We start from the raw sequence: 16,245 nt of genomic DNA on the forward strand, positions 1-16,245 counted from the left end.
CGGGATGTTTCCCCGGTAAAGCAGGCAACGATTATGTTCGACTCGCCATGGCGACACAAGCCCGCTCAAAGGGGTAGGTGCCATGCCTGCGCCGAATTGCAATTAAGCCTTTCGCACCACGTCGCCGTCCCGAACCTCGACGGGAAACGGCTGGAGCGAGCGCCCCTGGCAGGGGCCGCGGGTGCAGGCCCCGCTCTCGATGTCGAACAGGGCGAAATGATTGGCGCACAGGATGGAGGTCTGGAACAGGTCCAGGAACTTGTCGTCCTCCAGGTTGAGCGGCGCCCCCACATGTGGGCAGGAATTGACGTAGCCGAACACCTGCCCGTCCTTCCTGACCACGAAGACCCGGCGCGCCTCCCCGTCCACCATGGCGCGGAACTCCCGCGCCCCGGGGTCGGGGATGGCGTCCAGGGGGCAGAGAACGGTCACGCCTTTACCCCGCCCAGGCCGCAGAGAATGCCCCAGGAGGTTTCGTCCACCGGCGTCACCGACAGCCGGCTCTGGCGCACCAGGGCCAGGTCGGCCAGACGGGGGTCGGCCTTGATCTCGGCCAGGGTCACCGGCCGGACCAGGGGCGTCACCGCCTTCAAATCGGGGCACATCCAGCGGGGATCCTCGGCGGTGGGGTCGGGATAGGCTTCGCGCGCCACCTCGACGATGCCGACGATGCGCTTCTCGTCCACCGAGTGGTAGAAGAACGCCCGGTCGCCCAGCTTCATGGCCTTCAGGTTGTTGCAGGCCTGGAAGTTGCGCACTCCGGTCCAGGCGGTCACGCCGTCGCGCACCTGATCGTCCCACGACCAGGCGCCGGGCTCGGACTTGACCAGCCAGAAGGCCATCAGGGCAGGACCTTCTTGTAGCGGTTGACGATGACGCTCTCGAACAGGCCGGCCTTGGCATAAGGGTCATTGGCCAGGAAGGCGTCCAGCTCGGCGCGGTCGTCGAAGTCGATGACGAAGGCGCTGCCGATCATGGCCTGGCCGTCGTCGGACAGCAGCGGGCCGCCGACCACGATCTTGTCGAGAAAGCCCTTCACGTATTCCAGATGGGCGGGACGGTTGTCGAGGCGGGTCTGAAGATGACCGGGCTTGTCCTTACACTGGACCATGAACATACTCTGGCACTCCGGATTCGGATAGAAAGCCGCCAGGGTAACGGAAAAAAGGTCGATCATGGAAGCCCACGAGACGCACGAGACCATCCACGAGGTGGCGCACCACGAGCATCATGCGGAACACGCCCACAAGGAGGGCAAGACCAGCCGCAACAAGAAGATCGCGGTGCTGATCAGCGTTCTCGCCGCCCTGCTGGCCATCATCGAGGCCAGCGGCAAGAGCGCCCAGAACACCTCGCTGGCCGCCAATATCCACGCCAACGACCTGTGGGCCTTCTACCAGGCCAAGCACATCCGCTCGACCATGCTGCGGACTTCGGCGGACATGCTGGAACTGGCGGCGCCCCCGTCCGAGGCCATCGCCAAGAAGGCCGGCGACTGGCGCGCCACCGCGGCCCGCTACGATTCCGAGCCGGAGACCGGCGAGGGCCGCAAGGAGCTGGCCGCCAAGGCCAAGGCCGAGGAAGCCAAGCGCGACAAGGCCCTGTCGGCCTATCACATGTTCGAATACGGCGCCGCCGCCCTGCAGATCGCCATCGTCCTGGCCTCGGCCTCGGTGGTGACCGGCATGCTGGCCCTGTCCTTCGTGGCGGGCGGCCTGGGCGCGGTGGGTATCGCCTTCGGATTGTTGGGCTGGCTGGCGCCGACCCTGATTCATCTGTAGCCGGGGCAAAGCCGCCCGGGATACGACCATCATCCGGCTTTTCCCCCAGGCCCACCTCGGGTAGAGTCCCGGCGGGGTTCGGATATCGGCCGGGAGGGGTCAGATGTCAATCGCCTGGGACGAGGCGCTGGCGGTCGGCGATCCGAGCATCGATGCCGACCACCGGCGGATGATCGTGCTGATCGCCGAGCTCGAGGCAGCGGCGGGCGGAGAGATCGACTGCGCCGCAATCGGCCGGACCTTGCGGGACCTGGCCGCCCTGTGCCGCGAGCACTTCGCCCGCGAGGAGGCCTTGCAGCAGGCCGTCGGCTTTCCCGAAACCGAGGCCCATCGCACCGCCCACGACATGCTGCTGAAGCGCCTCGATTCCGTGCTGGCCCATTATTCCGAGGGCGGCGACGAGGTGCGGACCGGCATCGTGCGCACCCTGGGCGATTCGCTGGCCACCTGGCTGGTCAGCCACATCGTCAACAACGACATGGAATTCAAGCCCTACGTGGCGACGGCCGGCTAAAGGGCGTCCTTGCCCTCGAAGGCACACAGATCGCGCACCACGCAGGACGGGCAGTCGGGCTTCCTGGCCTTGCAGACGTAGCGGCCGTGCAGGATCAGCCAGTGGTGGGCATGCTGCAGCCACTTGGCCGGCGTCGCCTTCATCAATCCCTGCTCCACCGCCTCGACCGTCTTACCCGGCGCCAGACCGGTGCGGTTGGCGACGCGGAAGCAATGGGTGTCCACCGCGATGGTGGGCTCATTGAAGGCGATGTTGAGCACCACGTTGGCGGTCTTGCGCCCCACGCCGGGCAGCGCCTCCAGCGCCTCGCGGTCATGGGGAACCCGGCCGCCATGCAGGTTCAGCAGCCGGCGCGACAGTTCGATGACGTTCTTCGCCTTGGTCTTGTAGAGGCCGATGGTGCGGATGGCTTCGGCCAGCCCTTCCTCGCCCAGTGCCACCATGGCCTGGGGGGTATTCACCTTGGCGAACAGCGGCCGCGTCGCCTTGTTGACGCCCGCGTCGGTGGCCTGGGCGGACAGCACCACCGCCACCAGCAGGGTGTAGGGATCGGAATATTCCAGATCGCTCTTGGGATCGGGATTGCGCTCGGCCAAAAGGGCGTAGAAGCGGTCGGCCTGCTTGGGCGTCATTGGTTGAGAACCCGCAGCGCCTCGGCGTGCAGCCGCTTGTCGCCGGCGGCGCAGACCTTGCCGTCGGAATGAATGGTGAGCGGCTTACCCGACCAGTCGGTCATAATTCCACCCGCTCCCTCGATCACCGGCACCAGGGCGGAGAAGTCGTAGGGCTTGAGCCCCGCCTCCACCACGAGATCGCAGAAGCCCGACGACAGCAGGGCATAGGCGTAGCAGTCGCAGCCGTAACGGGGCCGCTTGCACGAAGCCGCGATGCGGTCCCAGGCCGGGCGGGTCTTCTCGCAGAACAGTTCCGGCGCGGTGGTGAAGGCGTAAGCGTGGGCCAGATCGGGACAGGCGCGCACCCGCGCCGGCCGGCCGTTCAAGGTGGTGGGGCGGCCCGCAGCGCCCAGCCAGCGCTCGTCGGTGAAGGCCTGGTCGATCACGCCCAGGATCGGCGTTCCATTCCGGGCCAGGCTGATCAGGGTACCAAAGCTGGGCTTGCCGGTGATGAAGGCCGCCGTGCCGTCGATGGGGTCCAGCACCCAGACGTATTCGGCGTCGCAATTCTCCCGCCCGTGCTCCTCGCCCAGGATGCCGTGGGCGGGCGCCTCGGCGGCCAGGATGGCGCGCATGGCGGCCTCCACCTCGCGGTCGGCGATGGTCACCGGGCTGGCATCGGCCTTGTCGTCCACCGCGACGGGGGTGCGGAAGTACTTGGCTACCACCGGGCGGGCGGCGTCGGCCAGTTTCTCGGCCAGGGCGATGAATTCGGGGGCGCAGGCGGTCATGGTCTCTTTTTTCCGTCCCGTTGAAGCCGCCCGAGTGTGGCGCGAAACGGCCGTTGTGGATAGGGTGTAGGCGCAATCTTCCTTATGGAACCCCGCCATGGCCGCGCTGAACCCCATCATCGTCATTCCCGCCCGCATGCACGCCACCCGCCTGCCCGGCAAGCCGCTGGCCGACATCCATGGCCTGCCGATGATCGTCCAGGTGTGGCGGCGCTCCATGGAGGCGGGGCTGGGGCCGGTGGTGGTGGCCTGCGCCGAGAAGGAGATTCTCGATGCGGTCGAGGCCCATGGCGGCAAGGCGGTGCTGACCGACCCCGACCACCCGTCCGGCTCGGACCGGGTGTGGGAGGCGGTGCGCAAGGTGGACCCGGCGGGCAAGTACGACGCGGTGGTCAACGTCCAGGGCGACCTGCCCACCCTGGATCCGGCGGTGGTGCGCGACGTCTTCGCCCCCCTGGCCGAGCCGGGTGTCGACCTTTCCACCCTGATCGCCGAGATTACGGTGGAGGAGGAGCGGACCAACCCCAACGTGGTCAAGGCGGTGGTGGGCCTGGAGCCGGGCCAGAGGGTCGGCCGGGCGCTGTATTTCAGCCGCGCCACCGTGCCGGCCAACGAGGGTCCGCACTACCATCATATCGGGCTCTACGCCTATCGCCGGGCGGCGCTGGAGCGTTTCGTCAGCCTGCCCCAGGGCGTGTTGGAGCGGCGCGAGAAGCTGGAGCAGCTGCGCGCCCTGGAAAACGGCATGCGCATCGACTGCGCCTTGGTTGACACGGTTCCGCTGGGTGTCGATACTCCCGCCGACCTGGAACGGGCGCGCGCCCTCCTGAAAGCCTGAAGCCCGCCATGACCGACGCTCCGCATCCCGAAACCGCCATCGCCTTCCAGGGCGAGCCCGGCGCCTATTCGCATCTGGCCTGCCGCAACGCCTATCCCGGCATGCAGCCGCTGCCTTGCGCCACCTTCGAGGACACCTTCGCCGCCGTGCGCGAGGGCCGCGCCCGCTACGCCATGATCCCCATCGAGAACTCGGTGGCGGGCCGCGTGGCCGACGTGCATCACCTGATGCCCTATGCCGGCCTGCACATCATCGCCGAGCATTTCGAGCGCATCAGCCACCACCTGCTGGCGGTCAAGGGCGCCACGCTCGAGACCATCAAGTCGGTCAAAAGCCATGTCCACGCCCTGGGCCAGTGCCGCAACCTGATCGGCCAGATGGGGCTTAAGGTGATTGTCGGCTCCGACACCGCCGGCGCCGCCGCCGAGGTGGCCCAGAAGGGCGACCCGACGCTGGCCGCCATCGCCTCGGAACTGGCGGCCGAGGCCTATGGCCTGGTGTCGCTCAAGGCGGGGATCGAGGACGCCGAGCACAACACCACCCGCTTCGTGGTGCTGGCGCGCGAGGCGCTCGAGCCCAACCCCAACCTGCCTTGCGTCACCACCTTCGTCTTCAGGGTGCGCAACCGTCCGGCAGCGCTGTACAAGGCCATGGGCGGCTTCGCCACCAACGGCATCAACATGACCCGGCTGGAAAGCTACATGGTGGGCGGCGAGTTTGCCGCCACCCAGTTCTTCGCCGACGTGGAGGGCCACCCCACCCAGCGCAACCTGCGCCTGGCCCTGGAGGAGCTGGACTTCTTCAGCCACGAGGTCCGCATCCTGGGCGTCTATCCCCGGCATCCCTTCCGCATGAAGGCCGCCGCCGGGGCGGAGTAGCTCACAGCCCGTCCAGGATCACCACCGTACGCCGGGCCGAGGCCCGGCTGATCTTGACGATCTCCTGGTATTCCGGGCTGTCCAGGCACGCCTTGGCCGTCTCGACGTCGGGAAAGCGCATCAGCACCATGCGGGTGGGCGACCACAGATCGCTCTCGCGGAGCGTCAACTCACCCCCCCGGGCCAGATATTCGCCGCCCCAGCGCTCGATGTGGGGGCGGGCCTTGGCCTTGTATTCCTCGTAAGCGTCGGGATCGTCCAGCTGGGTGTCGACGATCAGATAGGCGGGCATGGTTCTCTCCCCTGAAACGGCAAAGGGCGGCTCCCCCCATTTGGAGAGCCGCCCCATCCTGTTTCAAGGGACTTTTGGAGCGGCGCACCTCAATTATGAGGTGCGCCGCGACAGCCGCCATTGAGGCGGCGGCCAAGCGCGCTGGAAGCGCGCGCTTAGGCCGAGGGACAAACATAAACCTAGTACACGTCGTGAAGCGTGTTGGTGACGTTGAACTTGCCGGTCGGCGTGATCAGGCGCTGGTCCTTGATCACCGACTTCAGCTTGCGGGTCTTGTCGTCGACCACCACGATGGCCGAGACCTTGTCCTTGGCGTTCCACACCGAGATCCACACCTCGTCGCCGGCCTTGTTGTATTCCGGCTGCACGACGCGGGGCGCGCCGTCGGTGATGCCGGCCCACTTGGCGATGGGCAGCACCTCGGCGGGCTTGTCCAGGTTGTTGATGTCGAACACGGCGATGGAGGCCGCCACGTCGGCATCGGGGTTCAAGGTGGTGTCGACCCACAGGTTCTTGGACTTGGGGTGGGTCTTCAGGAACAGCGAGCCGCCGCCCTGGCCGGTGAGCGAGGCCACCTTGGTCCAGGCCTGCTTGGGATGGCCCTTGGGATCGGTGCCGATCAGCGCCACGCTGTCGTCGCCCAGATGGCCGGTGGCCCAGACGGGACCGAACTTGGGATGGACGAAGTTGGTGCCGCGGCCCGGGTGCGGCGTGGCACCCACGTCGACCAGACCAACCAGCTTGTCTTCCTTGGTGTCGACCACGGCGATCTTGTTGCGCGCGTTGGCGGCCACCAGGAAGTAGCGCTTGGAGGCGTCGAAGCCGCCGTCATGCAAGAACCGCTCGGCCTCGATGGAGGTGACCTTCAGGTTCTTGATGTCGGAATAGTCCACCAGCAGGATCAGGCCGGTTTCCTTCACGTTGACCACGAATTCCGGCTTGTAGTGCGACGCCACGATGGAGGCGACGCGCGGCTCGGGGTGATATTCCTGCTTGTCCGAGGTCATGCCACGGGTCGACACGATCTTCTTCGGCTCGAGCGTGTTGCCGTCCATGATCACGAACTGGGGCGGCCAGTAGGCGCCGGCGATGGCGTACTTGTCCTCGAAGCCCTTGAACTTGGAGGTCTCCACCGAGCGGGCCTCCATGCCGATCTTGATCTCGGCCACGGTCTCGGGCTTTTCCATCCACAGATCGATCAGGTTGATCTTGGCGTCGCGGCCGATGACGTAGAGATAGCGGCCCGAGGCCGAAATGCGCGAGATGTGGACCGCGTAGCCGGTCTTGATGATGCTGACGATGTTCTTGGACGCGCCGTCGATCAGGGCGATCTCGCCCGAATCGCGCAGCGTCACCGAGAACAGGTTCGACAGGTCCAGATTGTTCATCTTCTTGGTGGGACGCTTGTCGGCCGGGATCACCAGCTTCCAGGTGCCCTTGATCTCGTCCATGCCGAATTCCGGCGGCTGGGGCGGCTCGTTCAGCAGGTACTTGGCCATCAGGTCAACTTCGGCCTCGGACAGCTGGCCCGACGAACCCCAGTTGGGCATGCCGGCGGCGGAACCGTAGGTGATGAAGGCCTTGAGCGCGTCGAAGCCCCGCTCGCGGGTGATGTCGGTGGTCAGCGGCTTGCCGGTGGCGCCCTTGCGCAGCACGCCATGGCAGCCGGCGCAGCGCTCGAAATAGATCTGCTTGGCCTTGGCGAACTCGTCCGCGGTCAGCTGCGGCCCGGGCTGGGCCCCAGGCTGGGTCATGGGGGCGCCGCGGAGCTGGTCGCCGCTGGTTTCGTAATGCTCGCCGGCACCATGGGCGGGCTTCTCCGCCGCCACGGCCGTTCCGGCCCAGGCGGCCGCCAGTGCCGCCATCATCCAAGTCGCTGCCTTCATCGGTTTCCCCTGGGCAAATCATCGTCACCGGCAATCCCGGCGGGGGAGACCATATTCGCCATGTGGGAATGAATCAAGCAAACGATAAGTATTTGATGAACATCAAATGACAAACGTCAATATTCAACCAAGTGCTGCGCAAGTAATTTTGTATAATTCCAGTTATTCCATATTGACTAACATCATAACGCCACGGCCTGGAATCGACAGAGCCCGGCCACGCCCCGGCATAGACGAGTCGATCCGGCATATTTCTTGATATTTATCAGTTGATTTCCATCAAGCACGGCCGCCTCCCCGGAGCGATCCCGAGGAGGCGCGTGACGGCGAGAGGCGGCTGGAGAGGCCGCCCGGGCTCATCCCTTCCGTATTCCGGCGATGAAGGCTCCCACCTCGCCCATCAGGTCGTCGGTGCGGCGCGCCACGCCGTCGGCCTGACCCAGCACCAGGGCGGCGGCGTCGCCGGCCTGGGCGGCGGCGGCGGAGACGCGGCCGACGCTGCCCACCACCTCCTCGGTGCCACCCACCGCCCGTCCGACGCTGTCGGCGATGCGATGGGTGGCGCTTTGCTGCTCGGCCACCGCCTGGGTGATGGATTCGACCGCCCGGCTGATCTCGCCGATGGTGCGCACGATGTCGCCGATGGCCCCCACCGCCTCGTCGGTAGCCGCCTGGACCTGGGCGATCTGCGACGAGATCTCGTCGGTGGCCCTGGCCGTCTGGTTGGCGAGGTTCTTGACCTCGCCCGCCACGACGGCGAAGCCCTTGCCCGCCTCGCCGGCGCGGGCCGCCTCGATGGTGGCGTTCAAGGCCAGCAGGTTGGTCTGCTTGGCGATGGTGGTGATCAGTTCCACCACCTGGCCGATGCGCCCGGCGGCGCTGGCCAGCCCGGCGACGTTGGCCGAGGCGCGCTCGGCCTTGCCCACCGCCTCGGCGGTGGTGGTGGACGAGGCCGCCACCTGCCGCTCGATGGCGGCGATGGAGTGGGACAGGTCCTCGGCCGCCTCGGCCACCTGCCGCACGTTGTCCGAGGCGGTGCCGGCGGCGCTTTGGGCCGAGCCGGCCTGCCCCGAGGCCTCGGTGGCCACGCCCGACATGGATTGGGCGGCGCGGCTCATCTCGGCCGCCGCCTCGGACAGCCGGGTCATGACGGTGGTGACCTTCTCCTCGAACTCGGAGGCGAGCGCCAGGCGGGATTCGCGGCGCTCCACCGAGGCGCGGGAATCGGCCTGCCGGCGCTCCTCGGCCAATTGCCCCATCTGGCGGCCGTTCTCGGCGAAGACGTCCAGCGTGCGGGCCATGGCGCCGATCTCGTCCTTGCGCTCGCCGCCCGGCACCATGACCCCGTAATCGCCGGTGGCCATGGTGGCCATGCAGGCCCGCAAGGCCTCCAGCGGCCGGGTCAGCGAGCGGGTCACCCAAAAGGCCAGCCACAGGCCGAACACCGCGCAGGCCAGGAACGACGCCAGCAGGGAAAAGCCGGCGCTGCGCTGCTCGCTTTCGGCGCGCTCGCGGAAGCGGGCGGCGTCCTCGGCGGCCAGCGCGATGGCCGAGGCCATCAGGCCCTGGATCACCTCGGCCTGCTTGGCCGCCGCGCCCTTGGTCAGGTCGGCGGCCTCGACGCTGCGGCCCTGCTTCATCATCTCGACGATCTCGGCGCGGATCGGCTTCCACGCCGCCAGGGCCTTGCCCAGCTGGTCGAAGACGGCGCGGTCAGCCAGGAAGCGCTCGCGCGCCGCCTCCAGCTTCTTCACCACGCGGCCTTCCGCCGCGTCGATGGCGGCTTCGGCCTTGGCGATGTCGCTGTCCTCGAAGGCCAGGGCCAGGTCCTTCATGGCCCGGTGCATGGCGATGATGCCGCCGTCGGCCTCGGACAAGGCCGTCGAGACGGTGAAGGGATGGCGGTACAGCAGCTCGGTATGCCCGGAAATGGACCGCAGCTGCAGGCTCGAAAACAGGCCGAGCGCCCCGGTGACGGCGATCATCAGCCCGAACCCGGCGAACAGACGCACGCCGATTCTCACATCTGCCAGACGCATGACTCCTCCCCTGCCCACCCGGACGCGCCGGCGGGCCATGAAGCCTGATTCCCGTTTGTTCTCTTCGGCCGTCCCTGGTTGATCCGGGCGGCATCGTTGCATATGTTGTTACATATAACTGTTGTTTATAACAACAATAATGTCACGCACTATTCTTTGGAGGGTGTATCACGTCGAATGGAATAGGGAGTTTTACCGCGTGCCGTAGGCGCGCAGCAGGGTCTGGACCGCCGCGGCGACGGTCTCGGCCAGGGGGCGGCCCACCGGCAGGCCCAGCAGGGCGCGGTGATAGGTTTCGGCCCGCAGCATGCCGATGAACTGGTCGGCGATCACCATGGGTTCCACCTCGGCCACCAGTTCGCCCCGGTCCTGCAGCCGGACCACCGAAGCGGAGATGGCCGCCTTGCCCCGGGTCGGGCCGGTATCGTAGAAGGCCTGGGCCAGTTCCGGCGTACGGACCGATTCCGCCACCACCACCCGGTACAGCGCCAGGGCGTCGGGCGTCATCAGCAGGGTCAGCAGGCGCTCGCCATAGGTGGTGAAGGTCTTGGCCGCGTCGAAGCTGTCGTCGGGCGTGGCGAAGACGAAGGACGCCTCGCATCGGCGGTGCATGATGGCGGCGAACAGCTGGTCCTTGCCCTCGAAATGGGCGTAGATGGTCGCCTTGGACACGCCGGCGCGGGCGGCCACCGCATCCATGCTGGTGGCGGCGTAGCCCTCGTCCAGGAACAGGCGCTGGGCGGCGTCGAGGATGGCCTCGCGCTTGGCCGAGGGCTTGGATCGGGTCCGGGTTTTGGTCACGGTGGCTTCCATGGGGAAAAACTAAACCACCCGGTTCAGTTTTGGGAAGGAAAAACTTGGGGCTATTCCACCAGCCCGGCCAGGGCGTCGTCCAGGCGGGCGGGTTCGATCTCGGTGAGGCGGGGGCCGTCGGTCCACACCAGCACGCAGCGCACCCGATGGCGGGGATAGATGCAGGCCAGGGCCAGACGGTAGGCGGCCATCTGCCGCACATAAAGCTCCGGCACCTCGTCTGCGCTAGCGGGGGGGCGGCGGTTGGTCTTGTAATCGGCGACGATCACCTCGGTCTCGCTCACGCTCAGCCGGTCGACCCGGCCCGAGACCACCCGGTTGCCGATCCGCCCGACCAGCGGCACCTCGGCGCGCGAGCCGGGGCCGAACAGGCTGGTCAGGCCGGGATGGTCGAGGATGTCCGAGACCTCGTTGGCGATGTCCAGCCGCTCGGCGGTCTCCAGGCCGAAGGCCGGGCGCGACAGGAAGCGCAGCATGGAACGCGAGCGCTCCGATTGCGGCAGGTCGGGCATGGTCTGCAGCAGACGGTGGATCAGCTTGCCCCGCTGCCAGCGCGGCTTTCCGTCCAACTCGGCCAGGGGCGAGCGCACGGTCGGCTCCTCGCCCTCGGGCCGGGACGGCGCCAGCGGCCGGGGCGGCACCGGCTCGGCCTCGGCGGCGACCAGCGCCCAGTCGGGCAGCGGCGAGGGCGGACGCTCGCCCGGCCCGGCGGCCCGGCTCTTTTCGGTGGGAGCGCCCTGGGCATTGGCCAGGACCAGCACCGGCCCGTCCGCCGTCTCGCCGGTTCCGGCCAGGAAGGGATCGGCGAACTCGGCGGCGATGGGGGCCAGGGCGTCCTGCACCAAAGCGTGCCAGCAGGTCTCGGGCGCCGCCTTCAGGCCCCGCCAGCCGCAGACGACCAGCCGGTCCTCCGCCCTGGTCATGGCGACGTAAAGCAGGCGGCGGTATTCCCGCTCGCGCGCCAGCTTGCGCGCCTCGGCGCCCTGGCGGCAGACGGAATCCATGTCCTCGGCCCGGGGCGGCCAGGCCGGCAGTTCGTCCTCGCCGTCGCCCAGCCACAGCAGCCGGGACGAACGGGTGGGAACCTGCATGGTGTCGGGCAGGAAGACGATGGGGGCCTGCAATCCCTTGGAGCCATGCACGGTCATGATGCGCACGGCGTCGCGCCCCCCTTGCTCCAGGTCGCGCTTGATCTCCAGCGCGCCCGCCTCCAGCCAGTGGAGGAAGCCCTGCAGCGACGGTGGATGGGCGCGCTCGAAGGCCAGCGACAGCGCCATGAACTCGTCGATGGCATCCTCGGCCTCGAGCCCCAGGCGGGCCAGCAGCCGCTTGCGCCCGCCCAGCGGCCCCAGGATGCGGGCGTAAAGGGTGTGGGGCGAAACGCGGTCGGCCTGGGCCAGCAGGTCGGAGAGCTGGCGGAAAGCGGCTTCGAACGCGCCGCCCTCGTCGGCCACGCCCTGGCGCAGCGCCTCCCACAGCCCCACGTCCTTGCCGCGATGATGGGCCAGGGTGAACAGCTGCTCCTCGGTCAAGCCCACCAGCGGCCCCTTCAGCACGGTGGCCAGCGTCAAATCGTCGTCGGGCAGCAGCAGAAACTGCCCCAGCGCCATCAGGTCCATCACCGCCATCTGCTCGGTCAGCACCATGCGGTCGGCGCCCGCCACCTCGACCTTGCGGGTCTTGAGTTCACGCACCAGATCCTCGACGAAGCCGCCCCGGCGGCGCACCAGCACCAGCACGTCGCCGGCCCGCACCGGGCGGCCCTTGGACTCCAGAATCTCGCCGTCGATCATGGCGCGGATGCGCGCCGCCACCAGACGGGCCAGCCGGGTGCGGGGCGAATCGCCCCGGATGCGCTCCACCGGCGGCTTCCAGGCGGGGACCTCGTCGGCCGGGCGCGGCTCCACGGCGGGCCACACCTCCACCCGCCCGCCCTGGCCGGAACGGTGGGCCAGATGGGTGATGTCCTCGTCGCCGGCCACCCCGTCGCGACCCGGCCGTCCGGGCGCGAACACGGCGTTGACCGCGTCGAGCACGGCGGGCGCCGAGCGGAACGACAGGTTGAGCGCCACCTCGTCCCAGATGCCGCCGCTGGCGGGCACGTGGGCGGCGAAGGCTTCGCGCATGCGCTCGAACTCGCGCGGGTCGGCGCGCTGGAAGGAATAGATGGACTGCTTGGCGTCGCCCACCGCGAAGACGGTGCGCAAGGTGTCCCGCGCGCCCCGTCCGGCGAAGAATTCCTCGGTCAGCTTCTCCACCACCGCCCACTGGTCGGGATTGGTGTCCTGGGCCTCGTCGATCAGCACGTGGTCGATGCCGCCGTCCAGCTTGAAGAGCACCCAGGGCGCCACGCCGGGCCGGGCCAGCAGGTCGCGGGCGCTCAAGATCAGGTCGTCGTAATCCATCAGGGCGCGGCTACCCTTGGCCCGGCGATAGGAATCCAGCAGGGCGCCGCCCAGCGTCAGCAGCGCTCCCGTGGCCTCCAGGATGCGGGCGGCCTTGAGCTTCTCGCCCAGGCGGAGCAGCCGCTCGGCCTCGGCCAGCATGGCCGCCTCCACACCGGCAAAGCCGTCGCGCACCGCCTTGGTGGCCAGGGTCTTGCGGATCGAGCCCTCGGCCGTCAGGAACTGGGCGGACCACAGGGCGAAGCCGTCTTGCCGCCCCGCCGGGTCGGCCAGCCAGCGGGCCATGGCCTCGCCCCGCTTGGCGTCGGACTCCGAGCCGGTGAGCAGGGCGGACACGGCGGCGCGCAAGGCCTCGCCGTCGAAATGGGCCTCGTCCGCCGCCCATTCCAGCAGGGTTTCCGGAGTGTCGCCCTCCTCCAGCCCCAGCCGGGCGCCGAGCGCCGCCAGCGCGCCCTCCACCCCGCCGTGGCGGTCCAGCAGCCGCTCCAGCCGGCCGCGCTCGGCGGTCAGCTCACCCATCAGCTCGGGAAAGGCCGTTTCGTGGACCCGACCGGTCACCAGGGCCAGGGCGCGGCCCAGCTCGCCATCGCCTTGCCGTGCGCGGGCCAGGACGTCCAGCTTGGCGGCCTCCAGCAATTCGCCCGCGTCGCGGTCGTCCATCACCTGGAAGTGGGGCGCGATGCCCGCCTCCAGGGGAAAGCGGCGCAGTAGCGACTGGCAGAAGGCGTGGATGGTCTCCATGTGCATGCCGCCGGGCGCGTCCAGCAGGGCGGCGAACAGGCGGCGCGCCCCGGTCATCTCTTGGCCCGAGGGCAGGCGACCCAGCAGGCGCTCCAGATCGGCGGCCAGATCCTGGTCGCGCGCCGTCGCCCACTGGCCCAGCCGCCCGGCGATGCGGTTGGACATCTCGGCGGCGGCGGCCTTGGTGAAGGTCAGGCACAGGATCTTGTGAGGGGGCGTGCCGGCCAGCAGCAGGGTCAGCACCCGGTCGGTCAGCACCTTGGTCTTGCCGGTGCCGGCGCTGGCCGCCACCCAGACGCTGGCCGTCGCGTCGGCGGCGCGGCGCTGGCGCCGGTCGGCGTCCTGGGAAAGGGCCGAAGCCTCCGTCATAGAGTGCCTTCCAGGGCCTCGATCACCTGGGCCAGGGTGATTCCGTCGGCCCGCGCCGCGAAGCCCAGCGCCATGCGGTGGCGCAGCACCGGCGCGGCCAGCGCCCGGATGTCGTCCACCGAAGGGGCGAGGCGGCCCTGCAGCAGGGCCCGCGCCCTGGTGGCCAGCATCAGCGCCTGGGCGGCGCGCGGCCCCGGTCCCCAGGCCACGGCGCGCCGCACCAGATCCAGCGACGTGCTTTCCGGGCGGCCCTGGCGCACCAGATTGAGGATGGCATCCACCACCGCGTCACCCACCGGAATGCGCCGCACCAGCGCCTGGGCGGCCAGCAGGTCGGCGGCGGTCATGACGCGCACCGGCTCGGCCGATTGCGCCCCGGTGGTGTCGATCAGCATGCGGCGCTCGGCGGCCAGATCGGGATAGCCCACGTCGATCTGCATCAAAAAGCGGTCCAGCTGCGCCTCGGGCAGGGGGTAGGTGCCCTCCTGCTCCAGCGGATTCTGGGTGGCCAGCACGTGGAACGGCCGGGGCAGGTCGAGGCGGGCGCCGGCCACGCTGACGTGATGCTCCTGCATGGCTTGCAGCAGCGCCGACTGGGTGCGCGGTCCCGCGCGGTTGATCTCGTCGGCCATCAGCAGCTGGCAGAACACCGGGCCCTGGATGAAGCGGAAGGCGCGCGCGCCGCCTGCGCCCTCCTCCAGCACCTCGGAGCCCAGGATGTCGGCGGGCATCAGGTCGGGGGTGAACTGCACCCGCTTGTCGTCCAGGCCCAGCACCACGCCCAGCGTGTGGACCAGCCGGGTCTTGGCCAGTCCGGGCAGGCCGATCAACAGGGCGTGACCCCCCGCCAGCAGCGTGATAAGACTCTGATCTATGACCTCGTCCTGACCGAAGATGACGCGGCCGATGGCGGCGCGGGCCTCGGACAGACGGGCGTCGAGGACGGCGATGTCGTCGGGCGGGGCGGCAGAGCTGGTGTGGGGTGTCATGGGGTGGCGCCTCGCACGGGATAAAGAACGCAGGAGCGGCCGAGTGAACCAGCCTTTGACCGATGCCCCTCCCGACGTGGATTACCCGGGGCGGTTGCCCCAATATTGCGGCGACCTGGGTATCCGCATCGACCGGCAGGGACGTTGGTTCTACCATGGCTCGCCGATCAACCGCAAAGAGATGGTCTGCCTGTTCGCCTCGGTGTTGTACCGCGCCAAGGACGGCGGCTATCTCCTGATCACGCCGGGCGAGATGGGCCGCATCGAGGTCGACGACGTCCCCTTCCTGGCGGTGGAGATGTATACGTGCGGATCGGGCCGCGAGATGGTGGTCAGCTTCCGCACCAACATGGACGAGATGGTCACGGTGGACAGGGACCATCCGCTCCGCATCGCGGAGGCCGAGGGCTCGGGGGAGCCGTCGCCCTACGTCACCGTGCGGGATGGGATCGAGGCGCGCCTCAGCCGCTCGGTCTATTACGAACTGGTCGCCCTGGGCTGGGAGGAAGAGCTCCCGGGCGAATCGGGAAAGGGAGAAACGGTTTACGGCCTATGGAGCAGCGGGAGCTTTTTTCCCTTGGGGAGGCTGGACCTTCCCCAATGACGCGCGAGGTGATCGCGCGCAAGCTGGCCGACGGGTTCAACCCGCGCGGACGGGGGGATTCGGCCCTGGAAGCCCTGGTCCAGGGCGGCGCCGTCCGCCCCGGCGCCCCCATCGACGACGACACCCTGACCCCGGCGGCGGTGCTGGTGCCCCTGGTCGAGCGCGACGGGGGAATGACGGTGATGCTGACCAAGCGCACCGCCCATCTGGCCCACCATCCCGGCCAGATCAGCTTTCCCGGCGGACGCCTCGAACCCGAGGACAAGGGCGACTTCGCCACCTGCGCGCTGCGCGAGACCGAGGAGGAGACCGGCCTGGAGCGGCGCAAGGTGCGTCTGCTGGGCCGCCTGGACGATTACGTCACCGGCACCGGCTTCGTCATCACGCCGCTGGTGGGAATCATCGACCCGCCCTTCACCCTGTCGCCCGATTCCTTCGAGGTGGCCGAGGTGTTCGAGGTGCCGCTTTCCTTCATCCTCGACCAGGCCAACCACCAGCTGCAAAGCCGCGAGGTTCGGGGCATGCAGCGGCCCTTCTGGGCGCTGACCTGGCAGGAGAGGCTGATCTGGGGCGCCACCGCCGGCATCCTGGTCAACCTGTTCGAAGTGCTGGTTTCCCCTCATTCCGGCGTATCGCCGGAATGAGGGACATCATTGTCCCTCGCCGGGCGCTCGCCTCCGCGAGCTTGGCC

Annotated in this window: 17 protein-coding genes; 6 read left to right on the forward strand and 11 right to left on the reverse strand. The window is 68.6% G+C overall.

What is annotated here, in order from left to right; translation table 11 throughout:
• Nucleotides 1-102: 102 nt before the first annotated feature.
• From XM1_RS02015 to XM1_RS02025, 3 genes are read right to left on the reverse strand one after another with little or no spacing between them, the layout of a single operon-like run.
• Nucleotides 103-432, reverse strand: coding sequence for a Rieske (2Fe-2S) protein (locus tag XM1_RS02015; protein ID WP_231920660.1), 330 nt, complete (start codon nt 430-432; stop codon nt 103-105).
• Complete coding sequence (locus tag XM1_RS02020; RefSeq protein ID WP_068428915.1) at nt 429-842, reverse strand: EVE domain-containing protein; 414 nt, start codon at nt 840-842, stop codon at nt 429-431. The genes XM1_RS02015 and XM1_RS02020 overlap by 4 nt, the downstream gene beginning before the upstream one ends.
• A complete protein-coding gene (locus tag XM1_RS02025; protein WP_068437404.1) occupies nt 842-1,117 on the reverse strand; it encodes a YciI family protein in 276 nt (91 codons plus the stop codon). Before XM1_RS02025 ends, XM1_RS02020 begins: the two co-directional genes overlap by 1 nt.
• A gap of 58 nt (nt 1,118-1,175) precedes the next feature.
• On the opposite strand from XM1_RS02025, the gene XM1_RS02030 reads away from it, so the two are divergent.
• Nucleotides 1,176-1,781, forward strand: coding sequence for a DUF4337 domain-containing protein (locus tag XM1_RS02030; RefSeq protein WP_068428919.1), 606 nt, complete (start codon nt 1,176-1,178; stop codon nt 1,779-1,781).
• Between the two features lie 103 nt (nt 1,782-1,884).
• Entirely contained in the window at nt 1,885-2,295 is a 411-nt protein-coding gene (locus XM1_RS02035; protein ID WP_068428925.1) for a bacteriohemerythrin, read from the forward strand.
• Here the strand turns inward: XM1_RS02035 and nth are convergent.
• Entirely contained in the window at nt 2,292-2,927 is a 636-nt protein-coding gene (gene nth, locus XM1_RS02040) for an endonuclease III (protein WP_068428928.1), read from the reverse strand. The two genes, XM1_RS02035 and nth, sit on opposite strands and share 4 nt — an antisense overlap.
• Nucleotides 2,924-3,700: a histidinol-phosphatase gene (gene hisN, locus XM1_RS02045; RefSeq protein ID WP_068428937.1), complete on the reverse strand. Its 777-nt coding sequence runs from the start codon at nt 3,698-3,700 to the stop codon at nt 2,924-2,926. Before hisN ends, nth begins: the two co-directional genes overlap by 4 nt.
• 97 nt (nt 3,701-3,797) lie before the next feature.
• On the opposite strand from hisN, the gene XM1_RS02050 reads away from it, so the two are divergent.
• On the forward strand, nt 3,798-4,538 hold the full coding sequence (locus tag XM1_RS02050; RefSeq protein WP_068428939.1) for a 3-deoxy-manno-octulosonate cytidylyltransferase: 741 nt from the start codon (nt 3,798-3,800) through the stop codon (nt 4,536-4,538).
• A gap of 8 nt (nt 4,539-4,546) precedes the next feature.
• On the forward strand, nt 4,547-5,416 hold the full coding sequence (locus XM1_RS02055) for a prephenate dehydratase (protein WP_068428942.1): 870 nt from the start codon (nt 4,547-4,549) through the stop codon (nt 5,414-5,416).
• Between the two features lies 1 nt (nt 5,417).
• On the opposite strand, the gene XM1_RS02060 is transcribed toward XM1_RS02055, so the two are convergent.
• The 6 genes from XM1_RS02060 to XM1_RS02085 form a co-directional block, all read right to left on the reverse strand.
• On the reverse strand, nt 5,418-5,708 hold the full coding sequence (locus tag XM1_RS02060) for a DUF1330 domain-containing protein (RefSeq protein ID WP_068428945.1): 291 nt from the start codon (nt 5,706-5,708) through the stop codon (nt 5,418-5,420).
• Between the two features lie 179 nt (nt 5,709-5,887).
• Complete coding sequence (locus XM1_RS02065; protein WP_068428947.1) at nt 5,888-7,594, reverse strand: nitrite reductase; 1,707 nt, start codon at nt 7,592-7,594, stop codon at nt 5,888-5,890.
• A 356-nt stretch (nt 7,595-7,950) separates the two neighbouring features.
• Nucleotides 7,951-9,633, reverse strand: coding sequence for a methyl-accepting chemotaxis protein (locus XM1_RS25190; RefSeq protein WP_082700320.1), 1,683 nt, complete (start codon nt 9,631-9,633; stop codon nt 7,951-7,953).
• Between the two features lie 192 nt (nt 9,634-9,825).
• Nucleotides 9,826-10,434 carry a TetR/AcrR family transcriptional regulator gene (locus tag XM1_RS02075; protein WP_068437407.1) on the reverse strand — a complete coding sequence of 203 codons (609 nt, stop codon included), beginning with the start codon at nt 10,432-10,434 and terminating at the stop codon, nt 9,826-9,828.
• A 62-nt stretch (nt 10,435-10,496) separates the two neighbouring features.
• Nucleotides 10,497-13,961 (reverse strand): double-strand break repair helicase AddA, encoded by a 3,465-nt coding sequence (gene addA / locus XM1_RS02080; protein ID WP_068428956.1) that lies wholly within the window; start codon nt 13,959-13,961, stop codon nt 10,497-10,499.
• Nucleotides 13,958-14,950 (reverse strand): MoxR family ATPase, encoded by a 993-nt coding sequence (locus tag XM1_RS02085; protein ID WP_068428959.1) that lies wholly within the window; start codon nt 14,948-14,950, stop codon nt 13,958-13,960. The genes addA and XM1_RS02085 overlap by 4 nt, the downstream gene beginning before the upstream one ends.
• Between XM1_RS02085 and XM1_RS02090 the strand changes: the two genes are divergently transcribed.
• Nucleotides 14,949-15,554, forward strand: a complete 606-nt coding sequence (locus tag XM1_RS02090) for a DUF1285 domain-containing protein (RefSeq protein ID WP_068428961.1) — start codon at nt 14,949-14,951, stop codon at nt 15,552-15,554. The two genes, XM1_RS02085 and XM1_RS02090, sit on opposite strands and share 2 nt — an antisense overlap.
• On the forward strand, nt 15,551-16,198 hold the full coding sequence (locus tag XM1_RS02095) for a CoA pyrophosphatase (protein WP_231920661.1): 648 nt from the start codon (nt 15,551-15,553) through the stop codon (nt 16,196-16,198). Before XM1_RS02090 ends, XM1_RS02095 begins: the two co-directional genes overlap by 4 nt.
• Nucleotides 16,199-16,245 lie beyond the last annotated feature (47 nt).

The sequence above is a fragment of the Magnetospirillum sp. XM-1 genome (assembly GCF_001511835.1).
Classification (GTDB): domain Bacteria; phylum Pseudomonadota; class Alphaproteobacteria; order Rhodospirillales; family Magnetospirillaceae; genus Phaeospirillum.